This is a genomic window from Hydrogenophaga aromaticivorans (assembly GCF_013387465.1).
In the GTDB taxonomy this organism is placed as follows: domain Bacteria; phylum Pseudomonadota; class Gammaproteobacteria; order Burkholderiales; family Burkholderiaceae_C; genus Hydrogenophaga; species Hydrogenophaga aromaticivorans.
Genome location: NZ_VYGV01000006.1, coordinates 452,172 through 469,617 on the forward strand (window position 1 = coordinate 452,172; position 17,446 = coordinate 469,617).

Genomic DNA, 17,446 nt, shown 5'->3' on the forward strand with positions numbered 1-17,446 from the left:
CGCGACGCGTTTGTCTACCCTACCCTCTATCCAGTCTCTTGAGACTTAGTGCTTGGGTTACGCGGTGTCAGCACTGCGTGGCCTGTCGGTCAACCAGACCTGCAGGAGTGGGTATGAACAACCTTCAACTTCCCGAGGTGACACCGTCGGCATCTGCGGTTGTGCCACGCCGTTCGGTCAAACGCCGTATCGACCCTATCGACGCGCTCGCACGCCCACTGGGCTCCAAACGTTTGGCGCTGATTGCAAAGCGCACCAACGCTGCCGCATCGACGTCAGATCGCAATGCAGTCCGCATCGCTGCGGGCGATACCTTGCTGGCAAACCTCGATGGCACCGTGACCTTCCTCCTGCGCGCCACCAGCTACGGTCTGTTGATGGAGCGCACCCAACGCCAGGCTTCGGGCATGCGGCTGGTGCAGACGATGGTCTTTCACGACGTGAAGAGCTTCGACCACTGGTGTGCGGTTGAGCCGCTGCGTTTTGATGATGGCCTGCTGTTCAGCAAGCTGGGACGGGCGGGTCATGCGGCCCTTGCAATCCACGTCTGATCGCATCAATCCGACTTCAGGCGGACCTTCGATGTTCGACAACGCGCGCGTTTTTCAGATCCTCCCATTGATCACAGATGCGAGGTCCGCAGGCGAAGTGATCTCACTGTTTCGCGAGGCCGTTGTGGGCCTTGGTGCTGATGCTGGCGTCTTCTTGAGTTGCCTTCGTGACGATGCAACCCGAACCTCTCTTCGGTCGCTGTGGGCCTGCGATCCATCATGGGCGGCGGACTACGCTCTTCACCGATGGTTCGAACACGATCCCTGGTTGCGCTATGCATCGTGCGACGCAGAACCCACCCGCTCCAGCAACCTGGTCTTTTCATCACCCAAAGAAGTCGCCTTCATCCGCGCAGCGGCGGAGCATGGATTCGCCTCTGCTTTGATTGCACCTGCCCCCAGCTCGGTTGGCCTCTCAAGGGTAGGCGTCCTGTGCCTGGGATCTGCTGACCCCGAAAGGTTCGAGGGCGAAAAATACCCACAGGTGCGAGTGCTGGCGCGCGCACTCTCCATGGAGTTGCATCACTCGATTGCAAAGTCAATGCGTGAGGAACTGCTCCGTGGAGCGAGCCTCACAGAAGCCGACCTGCATCTTCTGCGCTGCGAGGCCGCCGGACACAGCAGCAAAGTGATCGGTGCTGCCATAAATCTTGAGGCCAAAACCATAGACAGCCGGTTTCAGCGCGTCAATGCAAAGCTGGGGGCGCCGGACAGACGCACTGCCGTACGCATCGCCCGCCTTTACGGCCTGCTTTAGGCGGACATTCGAATTTGACGAATGGGCTGTTTCAACGTGCCGCAACGGGTCGTTCACCATGCCGACTCTTGGGCAACCGTACCTCTAGTTTGGAAAAGTCCGCAATTCGGGGGAGACGTCAAAAAACACCCAAAAGGTTGGATCGGTGTCCAACTTTTGGGGTGCAGTTCACTTGTGCCGGGCTTTCTTTTTCGGGTGTGTGTGGCTTACAGAACCCCTGATACGCCCTAAACGGAAGCGCTGGAAAACAGCCCAAATCCAGCAGCAGAACAGGCTCCTCTCAGTCCTACATTGACCTCACAGCACCCGGCGAGATGAAGTGACCTTCACCGCCAGCGGATGCAGGAACTGTGAGGTGTGTAGTGGACTTCATCCTTTCAAGTATTCGGCAATCGGCGTCGCGCTCCGGAGCAACACCCGTGGCACCCAAGAACCGGGAATTGCGCGCGACAGGGGCTTCTGCCGCGTTGCTTTCTCTGTGCCTTCTCGCCCCCACGGCCGCGCATGCCGTGGACGGTTGTCTGGTGTTGCTGTGCTTCGCTGCGCCCAGCTGGCAGTCGATCCCGCAGTGCGTGCCACCGATCCGGCAGGTGCTTCGGGATCTGGCCCGGGGCAAGGCGTTCCCCACATGTGGGATGTCCGGCGCTGGCAATTCGGCCAGGCATGCGTGGGCACGTGCACCGCGCAACTGCCCACCTCAGTACACGCGGGTGCATGAGGCCGAGAGCGGACCCATCTACACCTGCGACTACACCGGGGCGATCTCCGTCACCATCGACGGCAAGCAATTCACGCGCACCTGGTGGGACATGGGTGGCGACACGGTGACGGATTTCAGCCCGGTCGCGAAGTCTCAGCTCGGCATCTGGGATACCCGGTACGACGAAGACCGGGCGGCCTGGCTTCGCTCACGTCCTTGAGGGCTGTGCCATGGAAGCCTCCACGTTCACGGCGCTGGCTCTGGCCTGCGCACCAGAGGTCCATCTGACCACGACGCAGGCGCTCGTCTCCGTCGAGAGTGCCTTCAATCCCTGGGCCATCGGCGTCGTGGGTGGTGCGTTGCGCCGCCAGCCCAACAACCGGGATGAAGCACTGGCCACTGCCAACCAGTTGCTGACCGACGGACGCAACTTCAGCGTCGGCCTGGGGCAGATCAACGTGGGCAACTTCCAGCGCCTGGGTTTGAACACCAGCAGTGCCTTCGACCCCTGTCAGAACCTGTCGGCCATGCAGTCCGTGTTGACGGAATGCTTCGACCGAGCAGGCCTGTCACAGAGTGGTGCGGACACTCGTCAGTCCGCCCTGCGCAAAACCCTCTCCTGCTACTACAGCGGCAACTTCTCGACCGGCTTTCGCCATGGCTATGTACAGAAGGTTGTCGCTGCTGTCCGATCTCTTTCCCTCCCTCGTTCCACCCCGTCATCCAAGGAGCCGTCATGAATCGCCAGAAACTGTCTCAAGGCCAGGTCCGTGCCCTCAGCCTGTTGATGTTGCTTCCACCCCAGGTCTGGGGGCAAGGCTTCGACAAGGTGAACACAACGGTCACCAACGTCAACGCCATCCTGGTGACGATCTCCGTGGCCGTGGTGACGATTGCGATCATCTGGGCCGGTTTCAAGATGATCTTCCAGGGCGCCCGGCTGGCGGATGTGGCCAACATCCTGATCGGTGGAACCCTGGTCGGTGGCGCCGCTGCGTTTGCCAGCTACATCGTCAGCTGATCTCACAGCAGGCATCCGCCATGCAAGCCGAAACCATCTACAAGGGCGCGACCCGGCCCGCCATGAAGCTGGGGATTCCGCTGGTGCCATTGGTAGTGCTCTTCGGCAGCGGGATGCTGCTGATGATGTGGGGCGGCATCCTCGTGAGCTGGTGGATCGCGCTGGGCGTGCTGATGTCCTTCGTGCCCACCCTCTTCTGGATGCGCTGGGTGACATCCCGGGACGACCAGCGGTTTCGGCAAATCTTCATCGCACTCAAGCTGCGCCTGCATGACCGCAACCGGCGGTTCTGGCGCGCGCGCAGCTACTCACCCACCCTCTTTCGGGGAGCGTCCGATGTCTGGCATCTTTGACCGCTTGGGCAAGGGCCCTCGCCGCGCGAAGCGACGCCCTGTGGCTGGTAGTCCGCAGCCTCGACATTGGTCGCAGGCTCTGGTGGAGAACCCATTGACCAGGTTCGTGCCGTTCTCATCGCTGTTGAGCGGCCACGATGTCATCACCCGTGGTGGCGATTTTCTGCGGGTCTGGCGGCTTGATGGCGTGGCGTTCGAGTGCGCCGACGACTACCTGGTCACGGAACGGCACGAAGCGCTCTGCAGCCTGCTGCGCAACCTCTCCGGTGGCCAGTGGGCCGTCTGGACCCACCGACTGCACCGCAAGATTCAGGACGCTCTGACCGACCCAGCGGAGGACGGGTTTGCCAAAGACCTGTCACAGGCCTATCAGGCGCACCTGAACCAGCGGGCGATGATGAGCAACGAGCTGTACCTGACCCTGGTCTTTCGGCCCACCACCTCACGCATCAGCCGTGCGCTGCAATCGCCGCAGCGGTCCAAGGCCGCCATCGCAGAGGCCCATGCCGAGGCGCTGCGGGTGATGGAGGAGCGCACCGCGTTCGTGCACCGGGTGCTGCGCGGGTTTGGACCACAGTTGCTGGGCGTGCGTGAACAACGGGGCCGCCTATATTCGGAAGTCGCCGAGTTTCTGGGCTACCTGGTCAACGGGTACTGGAAGCCTGTGCCTTTCACGGCTGGACCGCTGCACCGCACACTGCCCTCGACCCGACTTTCGTTTGGTGGAGACAAGCTGGAGCTGAGAAGTGGGGATCAGCGCCGCTGTGCAGCCCTGGTGGACATCAAGGAATACGCCGATGCCGTTGAACCCGGCATCCTCAACGCCCTGCTGTACGAAGACAGCGAGTTCATCGAGACGCAGAGTTTTTCGATACTGCCTCGCCGCGAGGCCACCCGCGCACTGGAGTTGCAGCGCGACCAGCTGATCGCCAGCGACGATGTCGTGTCTAGCCAGATCGCCGACATGGACGAAGCGCTGAACGAACTGGGCGACGGCCAGTTCTGCATGGGCGAGTACCACTACAGCTTGGTGGTCTTCGGCATTCCGGGTGAAGACAGTCTGGCTGATGCCGGCCGCCGTGCGGCGCAGGCCATCGGCGCCGTGGGTGAGTCGTCAAGCCTGCAGATGTCGCCGGTGGACCTGGTGGCCGACGCCGCCTGGTTCGCGCAGATGCCCGGCAATTGGCAGTGGCGCCCGCGCGATGCCAAGTTGTCTTCCCGCGCCTTCGCTGCCCTGGCCAGTGGGCACAACTTCGCCCGTGGCAAGCGCGACGGCAACCCGTGGGGCGAAGCGCTGGCTCTGCTGAGGACGCCCTCCGGCCAGCCGTTCTACCTGAACTTTCACAGCAGTCCTGACGGCGAAGACTCGGCCGACAAGAAGCTGCCCGGCAACACCATCATCATCGGGTCCACCGGGGTCGGAAAAACCACGTTGGAGATGTTCCTGCTGACGCTGACGCGGAAGTGGGACCCAGCACCGCGACTGGTGTTGTTCGATCTGGACCGGGGTTGCGAGATCGCCATCCGGGCCATGAATGGTCGGTACTTCACTCTCGAAGCCGGCAAGCCCACGCACCTCAACCCGCTGCAGCGCGACCCCACGCCGGCCCGCATCCAGTTCTGGGAACAGCTGGTGCGCACCTGCATCGCCACACCCGCCCTGCCCCTGCTACCGGCCGATGAGCGCGCCATCGCCGATGCCGTCAAAACGGTGACGATGATGCCGACCGCCCTGCGCCGGTTCTCGACCATTCGCCAGAACCTACCCAAGTCTGGCGAGAACAGCCTATACGAACGGCTGGGCCGTTGGTGCGAGGGCGGCGCGCTCGGTTGGGTGTTCGACCAAGCCAACGACCAGCTGATGGACCTGCAGTCCGCATCTGTCATTGCTTTCGACACCACCGAGTTCCTCGACTTGCCCGAGGTCCGTACGCCGGTCATGCTGTACCTGCTTCAGGTGATGGAGGAACTGGTCAACGGTGAACGGCTGATCTACGTGATCTCGGAGTTTTGGAAAGCGCTGGACCACGACATCTTCAGCGACTTCGCCAAACAGAAGCAGAAGACGATCCGCAAGCAGAACGGGCTGGGCATCTTCGACACCCAGAGCCCATCCGACGTGCTGCGCCACCCCATCGGCCGCACGATGGTGGAACAGAGTGTCACCAAAATCTTCCTGGCCAACCCGGAAGCGGTGCGCGAGGAATACGTGGAGGGCTTCGGTCTCAGCGAGGCCGAACTTGGCATCGTGCGCAGCCTGGGCGCGCAGGGTGGCCGGCGCTTCCTCGTCAAGCAAGGCCACAGCAGTGCGATCTGCGAGTTGGACCTCAGCGGCCTGCAGGACTTTGTGACCGTGCTGTCGGCCACCACCGACAACGTCGCCCTGCTGGACACCGTTCGCGAACAACACGGTAACGATCCGTTTCTCTGGCTTCCCGTGCTGCTGCGCGAGGTTCAGGATCGCAAATCCCGAAACTCCAGGAGAGCGACATGAACAAGTTTCAAACACTGCAGGTCGTGTTGGCGCTTGCCATTTTCAGCGCGAACGCCAGTGCCCAGTTCGTGAAGGGCAATGAGGCGGTAAACACCTCTGCCACCGGCGAACGGTTGATCGAAGTCGCACCCTTACCCCGCACGGGTCCCATCCGCAAGTCCAAGCCCTGCCTGGCTCAAGCGGGTTGCCACGCAGGCCCCTGGCACATGGTGGAGACGCGCTACGGGTTGCAAGAATGCACCGAGGTCTATGCGCGCGAAGGCACCTGCCGCAAGTCGAGCTACGGCACGACCAAGCTCTCGCGGATCTGGGTGGTGAAGGTTGGCGGCCAATGGCTGCAGTGCCAGTACCCTGACCTGGGCAGCAAGTGCGTCAAGGTCTTTGCGCCGCCTCCAACCAATCTGCCCTACCCGGCCTTGCAATAAGGAGGCGCTGTCATGTTCGCCTGGGTCGGTTCTAACTTCGACGCGATTCTGAGCACCTACGTGCTCGGCGTGGTGTCCTCGCTCATGTCGGCGATCACGCCGATTGCTCTGTCGGCGATGACGCTGTGGGTGGCCCTCTACGGCTGGGCGGTCTTGCGCAACGAGGTGTCCGAAACCGTTCCCACCTTCGTGTGGAAGGTGTTCAAGATCGGACTGGTGCTGGCTTTCGCATTGCAGTCAGGGTTCTACATCAGCAACGTGTCGGACACTGCCAACGCGCTGGCCATGGGCGTGGCCAGCACTTTTCTGCCTTCCGCCGTGGACCCCGCCACGATCAGCTCGCCCTACGCCCTGCTCGACAAGTTCAACGACGACGCCAGCGCCCAGGTAGCCGACATCATGAAAGAGGCCAGCGTGCTCCGGCTGGACCTGTTGCTGGCCGGGGGTATCTTCTCCATCGGCACCGTCTTCTTCCTCTGCATCGCCCTCTTCGTCGTCACGCTGGCCAAGCTGTTCCTGACCTTCGTGATCGCCATCGGGCCGCTGTTCATCCTGTGCCTGGCCTGGCGCCCCACTGCGCGTTTCTTCGACAGCTGGTTGTCCATGGTGCTGAACGCTGTGGTGCTGACGTGGTTCGCCTTCTTTGCACTGGGCCTGAGCGCCTACATGGGCGCCGCCATGTTCAAGGCCATCAACGACGGTGGCGGCTTCCTCGGCAGCACCTTCAACGTACTGGGTGAAGCCACCCGCTACTGCGTGCTCATGATCCTCATGGCCATCCTCTGCTTCCAGGCGCCCAGCCTCGCCTCGGCCCTGACGGGTGGCGCAGCGATTCAACAAGGCATACAGATGATCCAGAACGCGATGATGGTCTCGGGCCTGCGCTCAGCCTCCTCCGCCCGATCAGCTGCAGGCGGTACAGGCGCGGGGGGCGTGATCCGTTCAGGCGCTGGCGCGGCTGCCACGGCGGGAACCGCCGCAGCGGCCACGGGTCGTTACGCCGGAAACATGGCCCGCAGGGGCTACGGAGCCGCACGGTCTGCGGCATACCGACTCGCCGCCCTGCGCGGCCGGTCTTGATCTCCCACTTGCCAAGGAGCACACCATGAAGTACCGCCTCAAGGTCGCCGCCGCCGTGTTGATTTCGCTGGGAGCCAGCCATGCGCGAGCGACCGGTATCCCCGTGATCGATGTCGCCAACCTGTTCCAGGCGGTGCAACAGGTGATCAACGACATCACCAAGATCAACAACCAGATCCAGCAGATCCGACAACTGCAGACCCAGATCGACAGCATCAACGGCATGCGAAGCCTGGGCGACGTGTTCAACAACCCGCTGCTCAAGGACTACATCCCGGCCGAGGCCTACACCTATTTCAACGCCATCAACACATCGGGGTACAACGGGCTCAATGCCACGGCCAAGGTGCTGCGCGATGTCGGGATGCTCTACAACTGCATGGACCGCACGGGCGACGCGCGCACCGAGTGCCAGGCCACCCTGGCTCAGCCGTACCAACAGAAAGGCCTGCTGCAGGACGCGATGAAATCTGCAGCACAGCGGCTGGACCAGATCCAGTCGCTGATGACGCAGATCAACGCCACCACCGACCAGAAATCGGTACAGGAAATTCAGGCCCGCATCGGCGCCGAGAACGCCCTGTTGGCACACGAGTCCTCGCAAATCCAGATGCTGCAAGGCATGGCCGACAGCGAGGAGCGCATCGCCCGGTCCCGTGAGCGCGAACGCCAGTACCAGATGCTGGGCCGGACCGGCAAGGTCTCCGACTTCCTGCCGTAACCACCACCCCACCGGAGTCCCCCATGAGTGCCATCCTGATGTCAGGTGAGGCCGCCGCATGGCCGAAACAGCCGAAGACGCCTCCCCCAGTGTCTGAAGCCCCGTCATTGCAGGCCAACCGAGACTGGGAAATCGACCGCGCCCTGATGCTGGAGCGCTCCGAGCGCCGGGCCTGGGCGGCCGCTGCTGCCGGTCTGGCGATTGGTCTGATCGGCATCGCCGCCGTCTTCGTGCAGGGACCGCTGCGCAAGGTGGTGGAGATCCCCATCGTGGTGGACCGGGTCACCGGTGAAACGACCATCCAGCAGCGCCTGAGCGAAGAAACCATTCCCGCCATGGAGGCGCTGGACAAACACAACCTGGCCACCTTCGTGCGTTCCCGCGAGGCCTACAGCTGGATGTTCCTGCAGCGGGACTTCGACCAGGTGGCCCGCATGGCGGTGCCCGCCGTCTTCTCCGAATACAACCGGCAGTTCGAAGGCGACGGGGCGCTGCAGAAGAAGGTGGGCTCTACCGAAGAGTGGCGCATCAACATCGTCGGTGTGCGGCTGCGCGCATCGGGCCGCAGCGGCAACCAGAGCGACGCCACGGTCACCTACGACAAGGTCGTCCGCATGACCGACCGAAACTTGCCCGATGTGACCACTCGGCACGTGGCCAGCGTGGTCTACCAGTACCAGCCCAAGGTGCTGGCCAAAGAGTCGGACCGGTTGGAGAACCCCTTCGGTTTCGTGGTCACGGCCTACCGCTCCGACCCCGAGATCAATACACCAACCACTGGAGTGAAACCATGAACCTCCCGGTACTTCCCATTGTGCTGGCTTCATTGACCCTGACTCCTCTGCATGCCTCTGCAGCGCAGCCCACAGACAAGTCCGATCCGCGTTTGCGCGAGGTGGTCTACGACGCCAATGCAGTGGTTACGGTCCCGGTCAAGCGCGGCATGGTGACGCTGGTGGAGTTCGACAAGGGCGAGGTCATCACCGAAGTGGCGGTCGGCCAGGGCGGTGATTGCAGCAAGCCCGATGCCGCCTGGTGCGTGGCCGCCCAGCCGGGAGGGAGCCACCTGTACGTCAAGGCCAAGAGCGCCGCCGATGCGCCCAACAACCTGGCGGTCATCACCGACCGGCGCTCACACACGCTGCGCTTTGTGGTTTTGCCAGACGGCGATCGCCAGCCACCGGTCTATCGCCTGGCGATCCGGTCCCCCAAACCCGCAGCAGCCCCGCCCAGTCTGGCGGAAAGGGAAATGGCCGCGCTGGCGAGCCTGCCGCCAATTCCACCCCCACCGACGGCCCAGCAGATCGTGGCGGAGCGGCTGGCGGCCAAACCCACCGTGCTCAACACCCAGTACGCGCTGGCGGAAGGCGTCGGTTCGTCGGACATCGTCCCCACGCTGGTCTACGACGACGGCCGGTTCACCTACTTGCAGTTCCCCGGCAATCGCGAGGTGCCAGCGGTCTTCCATGTGCTGGGCGACGGCAGCGAAACCTTGGTCAACGCCCGCATGGAGGACGACACCCTGGTGGTGGACCGCGTCAGCCGCCGCCTGATGTTGCGAGCTGGGTCTGCCGTGGTGGGGATCTGGAACGAAGCCTTTGATCTGGAGGGATCGCCGGCCAAAGGCTCCACCACGGTGCCGGGTGTGCAGCGGGTTCTGAAGCCCGATGCATTCATTTCCTCCTCCTCAACGGCAGGAGCACAGCCATGACCGATCAAGCCCAGGCTTCACCAGCGCCAAACGACGAGCCATCGCCGCAGGACGGCGGCAACACCATCAGCCCCTTGCCGGGTGAGGCGGGCATTCCCAATGTGGCTCGGCGGCAGACTGTCAACCTGTCCTGGAAGAACATCTCGATCATTGGCCTGGTGTTGTTCATGGTTGGAGGCATAACCTTCTCTTACCTGTACCGCCTCTTTGCCGAAAGCGGCGATTCAGAGAAGGACAAGTCAATGCTGCGGGACCGTCCATCGGCAGCGGGTGCAGGCACCCGGCAGTTGGACATGACCCCGCCCGCCACACCCCGCGTCCCGGCCTTGATTTCCTCCCCCACGGAAGCCGTCGACCCCATCGGACTGCGAAACACACGAACGGGCACGCCATCCGGACCCAAAACCTTGTCCCCGGATGACGCACCTGTGCTGGTGGTGTCGTCCCGCCCGGGCGGCATCGCTGGCGCCAACGGCGACACCACGCAGTCGTCCAGCGATCCGGCGGCGTCCACGTCCAAGCAATTACAGGACTACCAGCGCCGACTGCAAGGGCTTCTGGACAACCTGACCCAGGGCAATGCCCTGCCAGCAGGTCTGGGTGGTTCAACCACCGAGTCCACGCCATCACCGGACATCGGGTCGAGCCTTCGCTCCGCGGCGGCCGGCCTGTTCGGTGGCGAGTTGCAGGGCTCCGCCACACCCAGGGTGAAGGCCACCACGCTGGGCGACCGCAGCCTCACTTTACCCAAGGGCACGGCTTTCACCTGCGCACTCAAAACCCGGGTCATCAGCGCCACCTCGGGCCTGGTGGGCTGCCAGGTGCAGCGCGACGTGTACAGCGACAACGGCCGGGTGCTGCTGATCGAACGCGGATCCCACCTGGACGGCGAATACCGCATCGCGTCCGTACGACCCGGCACGGTCCGCATTCCTGTGTTGTGGACCCGCATCCGAACGCCGAATGGCGTCACGGTGGACGTTGAGTCGCCCGGCACCGGGCAGCTGGGCGAGTCGGGCATTGACGGCCATGTTGACAACCGGTGGGGCGACCGCATCGGTGCTGCCATGCTGTTGTCGTTGATCGACGACTCGGTCAAGCTGGTCATACAAAACCAGATGCAGGACCGGGATGCAGACACCATCGTGCTGCCATCCACCACCGAGAACACCAGCAAGCTGGCCGAGAAGGTGCTGGACAGCACTATCAACATCCCACCGCTGATCTACCAGAACCAGGGCGGCATCGTCGGCATCTACGTCGCGCGCGACGTGGACTTCTCATCGGTCTACGCACTTCAACCGGTGGCGCGATGAACCCCGCGATTGACCTCATGTCCTTCTTCGTAGACCCACAGCCTGACGGCTGGTGTGGCGACGCCACCTCGGTGGTCGAGTTCCTGCGCCCGCTGCGCGAACAGCTGGATGCACCGGGCGTGCTGGAGGTTTGTGTGAACCGCCCCGGCGAACTGCAGGTAGAGACCCTTCGCGGTTGGCAGCAGGTGGAAGCGCCAGCCATGACGCTGGAACGCTGCCTCTCGCTGGCCACGGCCGTGGCCACCTACTGCGACCAGCAGATCAACCAGGAGCGCCCTCTGCTGTCGGCCACACTGCCCAGCGGCGAGCGCATCCAGTTTGTCATTCCCCCGGCTGTGACGCGCGGCACCGTATCCATCACGGTGCGCAAGCCATCGGAACTGATCAGGCGCCTGCTCAGCTTCGAATGCGAGGGTCTGTTCGACCGCATCGACGAGTGCGCGGCACTGGACGCCGAAGACGACGGTCTGCAACCCTTCCAGAGAGAACTGCTCGCACTGAAGGCCTCGGGCCGATACGCCGAGTTCCTGCGCCTCGCGGTCCGGAAGCACCAGACCATCGTGGTCAGTGGGAAGACCGGATCGGGCAAGACCACCTTCATGAAAGCACTGATCGAGGAAGTCCCCCTCCATGAGCGCCTGATCACTATCCAGGACACGGCCGAACTCACCATCCCTCATCACCCGAACGTGGTGCATCTGTTCTACAGCAAGGATGCACAGGGCACGGCTCGCGTGACGGCCAAGTCGTTGCTGGAAGCCTGTCTGCGCATGAAGCCCGACCGCATCTTTCTGGCCGAGCTGCGTGGCGAAGAATGTTTCTCTTTCATTCGCCTGGCCGCTTCCGGCCACCCCGGCAGCATCACCAGCGTGCACGCGGGCAGCTGTTCTCTGGCGCTGGAACAGATGTCGCTCATGATCCGCGAGAGTAGCGCCGGGGGCGGCTTGCGACTGGACGAAATCAAGGGCCTTCTGGGCATCGTGATCGATGTCATCGTGCAGTTCAACCGGGATGAACGGGGCCGCTTCATCTCCGAGATTGCCTACGAGCCGCGCCGCAAGCAACACACCGACGACGGCGCACGTGACGCCATGACCTATATTCAAGCCGGCCCTTTTGGCGGATTTCGCACATGAACGCCAAACTGCTCTGGCCCACCGTGTCCAGGCCGTATGTGCGCCAGACCGCCCTGGGCATCATCGCCGTCTTCGGCGTGTCCCTGTTGGTGATCGCTGCCCTCTACCTGTCGGGCGTGCTGTTTCTGGTTTTCAGCAAGGCACACCCCAAGCTGGCGACCTGGAACAGCATCGTGGACTACTGGCAGATCTATGCCGATGAGCCCGCGTTGCGCAAGCGGCTGCTGGTTTCCATCGCCACGGCCTACCTGGTCACGCTGGTGCTCTTGCCTGTAGCCCTGGTATCGGCCAGCCGTCCGCGTCGTCCACTACATGGTGACGCCCGTTTCGCCTCCACCTCTGAGGTGAAAAAGGCAGGTCTGTTGCTGACCGACAAACAAGCCGTCGCACCGAGCATCCTGATTGGCCGCTTCCATGGCCAGTTTCTGGCCTTGCCCGGGCAACTCTCCGTCATGCTGTCAGCACCCACCCGCAGTGGCAAGGGTGTCGGTGTGGTGGTGCCCAACCTGCTGAACTGGCCGGATTCGGTGGTCGTGCTCGACATCAAGGGCGAGAACCACGCCATCACCGCGGGCTACCGGGTGAAGCACCAACAGACGGTCTACGCCTTCTCCCCTTTTGACGAAGAAGCCCGCAGCCACCGCTGGAATCCGCTCACCGCTGTCCGCACCAGCCCACTGCACCGGGTAGGTGACTTGCTCGGCATTGGCCAGGTTTTCTACCCCAACGATGGCAGCGGCACCTCGTCCGAAGCCTTCTTCAACGACCAGGCACGCAACCTCTTTCTCGGCCTGGGCCTGCTGTTGCTGGAAACGCCCGAGCTGCCGCGCACGGTGGGTGAACTATTGCGGCAGTCTTCCGGGCAAGGGCGACCATTGAAAGAGCACCTCAGCGGGCTGATCGAGCAACGCAAGGAAGCCGGCAAGCCGTTCTCCGAAGAATGTCTGGATGCTCTGCAGCGCCTGCTGTGCAACTCGGAGAACACGCTCGCCAGCGTGGTGGCCACCTTTCACGCGCCGCTGACGATCTTCGCGGATGCCGTGGTCGATGCCGCCACCAGCGCCGACGACTTCGACCTGAGCCAGTTGCGCCGCCAACGCATGTCGGTCTACGTGCGCATCCCGCCGCATCGGCTGGCCAATGCCCGGCCGTTGCTCACCCTGTTCTTTTCCCAGCTCGTCAGCCTCAACACGCAGCACCTGCCGGAGCACGACCAATCACTCAAGTACCAGTGCCTGCTGGTCAACGACGAGTTCACGGCCATGGGCCGCGTGGGGATCATCACGCACTCAGCTGCCTTCCTGGCCGGCTACAACCTGCGCCTGCTCACCGTGGTGCAGGCCATGTCGCAGCTGGACGCGGTCTATGGCGACAAAGAGGCCCGCACCTTCGCCACCAACCACGGCCTGCAAATCCTCTTCGCCCCGCGCGAGCAGCGTGACGCCGACGAATACAGCGCCATGCTGGGTCACTTTACCCAACGGGTCACAACCCGTGGACGCAGCCGCTCCTTCAGCGGACACGGACACAGCACCGTCAGCCGCAACGAAAGCGAGCAGCGTCGTTCCCTGCTGTTGCCGCAAGAGTTCAAGGAACTGGGCTCCGAACGGCTGGTGGTGATCTGCGAGAACTGCAAACCCATCCTCGGCGAAAAAATCCGCTACTTCCAGGACCAGGCGTTCACAGACCGCCTGCTACCCGCCCCCAAGGTGCCGCAGATGAACATGGATCAGCACCTCGCCAAAGTCCAGCAACGGTGGCGCTTTGCCGAAGACGAACTTCCGCCCGGGCAGACCAGCATGGACATCGGCGTTCTGAATCACGACGTCAAGCTGACCAAAGACCAGATGGAAGGTCCACCCGAGAAGCTGGCAGAAACCTGTATCGGCTTCTTTGACGACGGGCTGGAAGCTGTCGGTGAAGGCGGGTCCATCGAGCCGATCGAAGAGATCGATGAGGTCGAGTCCAACCCAGCCATTCCTTCCGCGCAGCCCACTACCAGCAACACAGAACCCATCCGGCTCGAAACCCTGGAGGAACAGCCATGACCACCCACCCGACCCCGCGCATAACGCTGACCCTAACCAGCCTTGCGTTGCTGGGCGCCTGCAGCTCACCGCTCAAGCCCCCCACAGTGGACGAATCTCAGAAGCGGCCCGCCAATGCGCAAATGGCCGTCGACTTGCAGGTGTGCAAGAACGATCTGCAGAACACCCGCATCCAGGCCAATGAATCCAGCCGCCTCGCCGAGACCACCACCGCCACGCTGGCCCACATGGCTGCGCGCCAGCAGTTGATGGCGTCGATTCAGGAGAAGGAGCAAGCCAACAGCGTTCGCAACGTCCACTTCGGTTTCAACAGCACCCGGCTGTCGATACCCGCCGAGGAGGCATCGGCTCTGGTGGAAGAAGCCAAGACCGCGCCACTCGTGGTGCTGAGGGGGCGCACCGACGGCACCACCGATTCGTCGGCCGAAAGCCGAATTGCACAGGCCCGGGCCAACGCTGTGCGTGACTACCTGATCGCTGCCGGCGTGGACGCCGCTCGCATCCGCACCACTCACCAGCCCAGTGGTGACCACCTCGCTGACAACACCAGCCTGCGAGGCAGAAACCTCAACCGCCGCGTCGAGATCGAGGTGTACCGGGTGCCACCGGTCTCCGTCCAGGCCTCAGCCCCACCCCAACCTTGACACCCCACCTGCTGGCAATAGCCACCGAAGGAGACCACCATGGATGAAAGACCTGCACCGGCCCGGCGCGTGGACACAACCACGGCGGACACCAACGCCACCTTGGGCGGCACGGTGGAACCCGTGGATCGCGCAGCCATCGCCATCCGGACATTCCAGGCACCCGAGCCGGAGCCGGGTGAGCGGTACGAACTGCGCGATCCGTTTGCCGAGCTCACCTACCGCACCGACCGCTACCAGGACATGGTGGCCAAGGCCGACCAGCTCGGTGCCAACCGGTTCGTCGTCGTGGATGTGCGAGGGCAAAAGTCATTCGTCCACAAGATCGACGGCCAATGGCAGCGGGATCAAGCCCGTGATGCCCAGCCACCCGCGGCAGCCCCTCAATCCAAACGGGTAAAGACCGATCCAGCACGTCAGCCCGCGGAGTCGAACGTCATCCCCCTGCCCGCCAAAGAAAAAGGGTTGGAAACACCTGACGCATCCAGCCCGCAAACAAGCGCCCGCGTGGACGCGCAGGCCGAACGCGAAGCCCTCGTCGCCCGACTGGAAGCCGCTTTGGTGGACCGCTACATCATCAAACGCGCCCCAGTCACGCTGGGCGATGTCAGCTTCGGTCTGACCGAATACCGCTTCCGGGGCGACACCTCTCGCGTTGCCTTCACCGAATCCACCTTCCGGCTGGCCACCGACACCAACAGCCCCTCGGTGGCCCGCTCCATGGTCGATGTGGCCGAAGCCCGCAACTGGCGGTCCCTGCGGGTCACAGGCAGCGAGGACTTCCGGCGCCTGGTCTGGCTGGAAGCCGCCGCGCGCGGTGTGAAGACCCTGGGCTACGAGCCCAACCCAACCGACATGGAACGCCTCAAGGTGGAACGCGAACTGCGCCAGATCAACCGCATCGAGCCCAGTCGAGACGCCAGCGCACCCACGGCCGCAACCAACACCGACAAACCGTCGGGTCGCGGCAGCGGTGGCCGTAAGACCGTGCTGGCCGCCATCGAAGCCATCCTCGTCGCCAACCGCGTGCCGGAGAAACGGCGCGAAGCCGTCATGGTGGCGGCTGCCGACAAGCTCGCCCAGCGCATCCGCGATGGCCAGAACCCCAAGGTTCGGATCTACGACAAGAACGCACCCTCACAGCGTCCAGCGGTCGTCCCTCAGCAAGATCAGCAACGCACGCGCGAACGGGCTGCACCCGCGCGCTGAGGTCTGCGCAGTGAACAGCCCAACCGAACCGACCACCCTTTATGAGATCGGTGGCCGGCACTGGGCACGAGGCGCTCCCGGCTTCGCAGACGCCATCGCCCAGGCACACGAGAACCACCTGCGCCCCCGCTGCCTTTGCCAGCACGGCGAGCCGGGCGTTGACATGTACGTGGCCCGCGTCCTGAACGGTTACACCGTCAAACGCATGCCCAATACTGGCAGCCAGCACGCCACCACCTGCCCGTCTTACGAACCACCGGCCGAGTTCAGCGGCCTCGGCCCGCTGGTCGGCACGGCCATCGTCGAGAACCCGGCCACCGGCATCACGACCCTCAAGCTCGACTTCCCGATGACCAAGCTGCCCGGCAGGGCCGCGCAGCCCCCCTCAGCCGGCACCAGCAGCAGCGTGGTTGCGCACGGCAGCCGCCTCGGCCTGCGCGCCCTGCTGCACTACCTGTGGGATCAAGCCGAACTGACCCACTGGACACCGGGCTTCGCCGGCCGCCGCACCTGGGGCACCGTGCGCAAGCACCTGCTGCAGGCAGCAGAAAACAAGTTCACCCACGGCCATGCCATGCTGGCCAGTCTCTACATCCCGGAAGTGTTCTCGGTCGAACAGCGCGAGGCCATCACCGCCAGGCGCCTGCGGCAATGGGCGCGCGCCCGGCCCAAACCGGGTCAACCACAGCCCTTGCTTTTGCTGGTGGCCGAGGTCAAAGAAATCGTGCCCTCCCGGTATGGCCACAAAGCCATCCTCAAACACATCCCCGATCAGGCCTTTGCGCTGGACGAAACGCTGTACCGCCGGCTGGGCCGGTGTTTCGAGCAAGAACTCTCGGCCTGGGGCACAGACGGTGATCTGCACCTGCTCATGATCGCCACTTTCCGGGTGGACGACGCTGGCGTTCCGAGCCTCGTCGAGCTGTCGCTGATGCTGGCCACCGCCCAGTGGCTGCCGGTGGAAGACGGGTGGGAGAAGCAACTCGTGGGCGCGCTGGTGAGGAGCGGTCGCAGCTTCATCAAAGGCCTCCGCTACAACGAAGCGCCCGACCAGCCCCTGGTCGCCGCCAGCCTGCTGGACTGTGGTGATGCCCCACGGCCCCTGCTCATCGCCCGCGACCATGGCCAAAGCGACCACATGCCGCCCGATTTCATGGCGCAAGCCACCCGTGGAGACACACCCCTCTGGCGGTGGAACCCGGCCGATGGCGACATGCCCGCCCTGCCGCCACATCAGCACAGGCAACCAGCCACCCCGCTGCCGTAACATTACCCGGTTC

Annotated in this window: 18 protein-coding genes; all 18 read left to right on the forward strand. The window is 63.6% G+C overall.

Translation table 11 applies throughout. The annotated features are described in order from the left end of the window. Window positions 1–113: 113 nt before the first annotated feature. The 18 genes from F3K02_RS06480 (at window position 114) to F3K02_RS06565 (ending at window position 17,433) form a co-directional block, all read left to right on the forward strand. Window positions 114–551 carry a hypothetical protein gene (locus F3K02_RS06480; protein WP_177134479.1) on the forward strand — a complete coding sequence of 146 codons (438 nt, stop codon included), beginning with the start codon at window positions 114–116 and terminating at the stop codon, window positions 549–551. A gap of 31 nt (window positions 552–582) precedes the next feature. Further along, window positions 583–1,308, forward strand: a complete 726-nt coding sequence (locus tag F3K02_RS06485) for a helix-turn-helix transcriptional regulator (protein WP_177134481.1) — start codon at window positions 583–585, stop codon at window positions 1,306–1,308. A gap of 419 nt (window positions 1,309–1,727) precedes the next feature. After that, window positions 1,728–2,228: a hypothetical protein gene (locus tag F3K02_RS06490; protein ID WP_343067015.1), complete on the forward strand. Its 501-nt coding sequence runs from the start codon at window positions 1,728–1,730 to the stop codon at window positions 2,226–2,228. A gap of 10 nt (window positions 2,229–2,238) precedes the next feature. Continuing rightward, a complete protein-coding gene (locus F3K02_RS06495; protein ID WP_177134483.1) occupies window positions 2,239–2,748 on the forward strand; it encodes a lytic transglycosylase domain-containing protein in 510 nt (169 codons plus the stop codon). Next, on the forward strand, window positions 2,745–3,029 hold the full coding sequence (locus F3K02_RS06500; protein ID WP_246309213.1) for a TrbC/VirB2 family protein: 285 nt from the start codon (window positions 2,745–2,747) through the stop codon (window positions 3,027–3,029). Before F3K02_RS06495 ends, F3K02_RS06500 begins: the two co-directional genes overlap by 4 nt. 20 nt (window positions 3,030–3,049) lie before the next feature. Then, window positions 3,050–3,382, forward strand: a complete 333-nt coding sequence (locus F3K02_RS06505; protein ID WP_177134485.1) for a VirB3 family type IV secretion system protein — start codon at window positions 3,050–3,052, stop codon at window positions 3,380–3,382. 94 nt (window positions 3,383–3,476) lie between these two features. Continuing rightward, entirely contained in the window at window positions 3,477–5,876 is a 2,400-nt protein-coding gene (locus F3K02_RS06510; RefSeq protein WP_425485567.1) for a VirB4 family type IV secretion/conjugal transfer ATPase, read from the forward strand. Next, the gene (locus tag F3K02_RS06515) at window positions 5,873–6,301 is read left to right on the forward strand and encodes a hypothetical protein (protein WP_177134490.1); all 429 of its coding nucleotides are present in this window, start codon (window positions 5,873–5,875) and stop codon (window positions 6,299–6,301) included. The genes F3K02_RS06510 and F3K02_RS06515 overlap by 4 nt, the downstream gene beginning before the upstream one ends. A gap of 12 nt (window positions 6,302–6,313) precedes the next feature. Next, window positions 6,314–7,381, forward strand: a complete 1,068-nt coding sequence (locus F3K02_RS06520; RefSeq protein ID WP_177134492.1) for a TrbL/VirB6 family protein — start codon at window positions 6,314–6,316, stop codon at window positions 7,379–7,381. A 25-nt stretch (window positions 7,382–7,406) separates the two neighbouring features. Further along, window positions 7,407–8,102 carry a P-type DNA transfer protein VirB5 gene (gene virB5 / locus F3K02_RS06525; RefSeq protein WP_177134493.1) on the forward strand — a complete coding sequence of 232 codons (696 nt, stop codon included), beginning with the start codon at window positions 7,407–7,409 and terminating at the stop codon, window positions 8,100–8,102. A gap of 23 nt (window positions 8,103–8,125) precedes the next feature. After that, a complete protein-coding gene (locus F3K02_RS06530; RefSeq protein WP_177134495.1) occupies window positions 8,126–8,896 on the forward strand; it encodes a VirB8 family type IV secretion system protein in 771 nt (256 codons plus the stop codon). Beyond that, window positions 8,893–9,813: a TrbG/VirB9 family P-type conjugative transfer protein gene (locus F3K02_RS06535; protein WP_177134497.1), complete on the forward strand. Its 921-nt coding sequence runs from the start codon at window positions 8,893–8,895 to the stop codon at window positions 9,811–9,813. The genes F3K02_RS06530 and F3K02_RS06535 overlap by 4 nt, the downstream gene beginning before the upstream one ends. Then, the gene (gene virB10, locus F3K02_RS06540) at window positions 9,810–11,129 is read left to right on the forward strand and encodes a type IV secretion system protein VirB10 (protein ID WP_177134499.1); all 1,320 of its coding nucleotides are present in this window, start codon (window positions 9,810–9,812) and stop codon (window positions 11,127–11,129) included. The genes F3K02_RS06535 and virB10 overlap by 4 nt, the downstream gene beginning before the upstream one ends. Before the next feature lie 17 nt (window positions 11,130–11,146). Beyond that, window positions 11,147–12,265, forward strand: a complete 1,119-nt coding sequence (gene virB11, locus F3K02_RS06545; protein ID WP_177134501.1) for a P-type DNA transfer ATPase VirB11 — start codon at window positions 11,147–11,149, stop codon at window positions 12,263–12,265. Continuing rightward, the gene (locus F3K02_RS06550) at window positions 12,262–14,313 is read left to right on the forward strand and encodes a type IV secretory system conjugative DNA transfer family protein (protein ID WP_177134503.1); all 2,052 of its coding nucleotides are present in this window, start codon (window positions 12,262–12,264) and stop codon (window positions 14,311–14,313) included. Before virB11 ends, F3K02_RS06550 begins: the two co-directional genes overlap by 4 nt. Next, window positions 14,310–14,957 carry an OmpA family protein gene (locus tag F3K02_RS06555; RefSeq protein ID WP_177134505.1) on the forward strand — a complete coding sequence of 216 codons (648 nt, stop codon included), beginning with the start codon at window positions 14,310–14,312 and terminating at the stop codon, window positions 14,955–14,957. Before F3K02_RS06550 ends, F3K02_RS06555 begins: the two co-directional genes overlap by 4 nt. Window positions 14,958–14,996: 39 nt before the next feature. Continuing rightward, the gene (locus F3K02_RS06560; RefSeq protein WP_177134507.1) at window positions 14,997–16,166 is read left to right on the forward strand and encodes an LPD7 domain-containing protein; all 1,170 of its coding nucleotides are present in this window, start codon (window positions 14,997–14,999) and stop codon (window positions 16,164–16,166) included. A 10-nt stretch (window positions 16,167–16,176) separates the two neighbouring features. Next, the gene (locus F3K02_RS06565) at window positions 16,177–17,433 is read left to right on the forward strand and encodes a DUF1173 domain-containing protein (protein WP_343067016.1); all 1,257 of its coding nucleotides are present in this window, start codon (window positions 16,177–16,179) and stop codon (window positions 17,431–17,433) included. Window positions 17,434–17,446 lie beyond the last annotated feature (13 nt).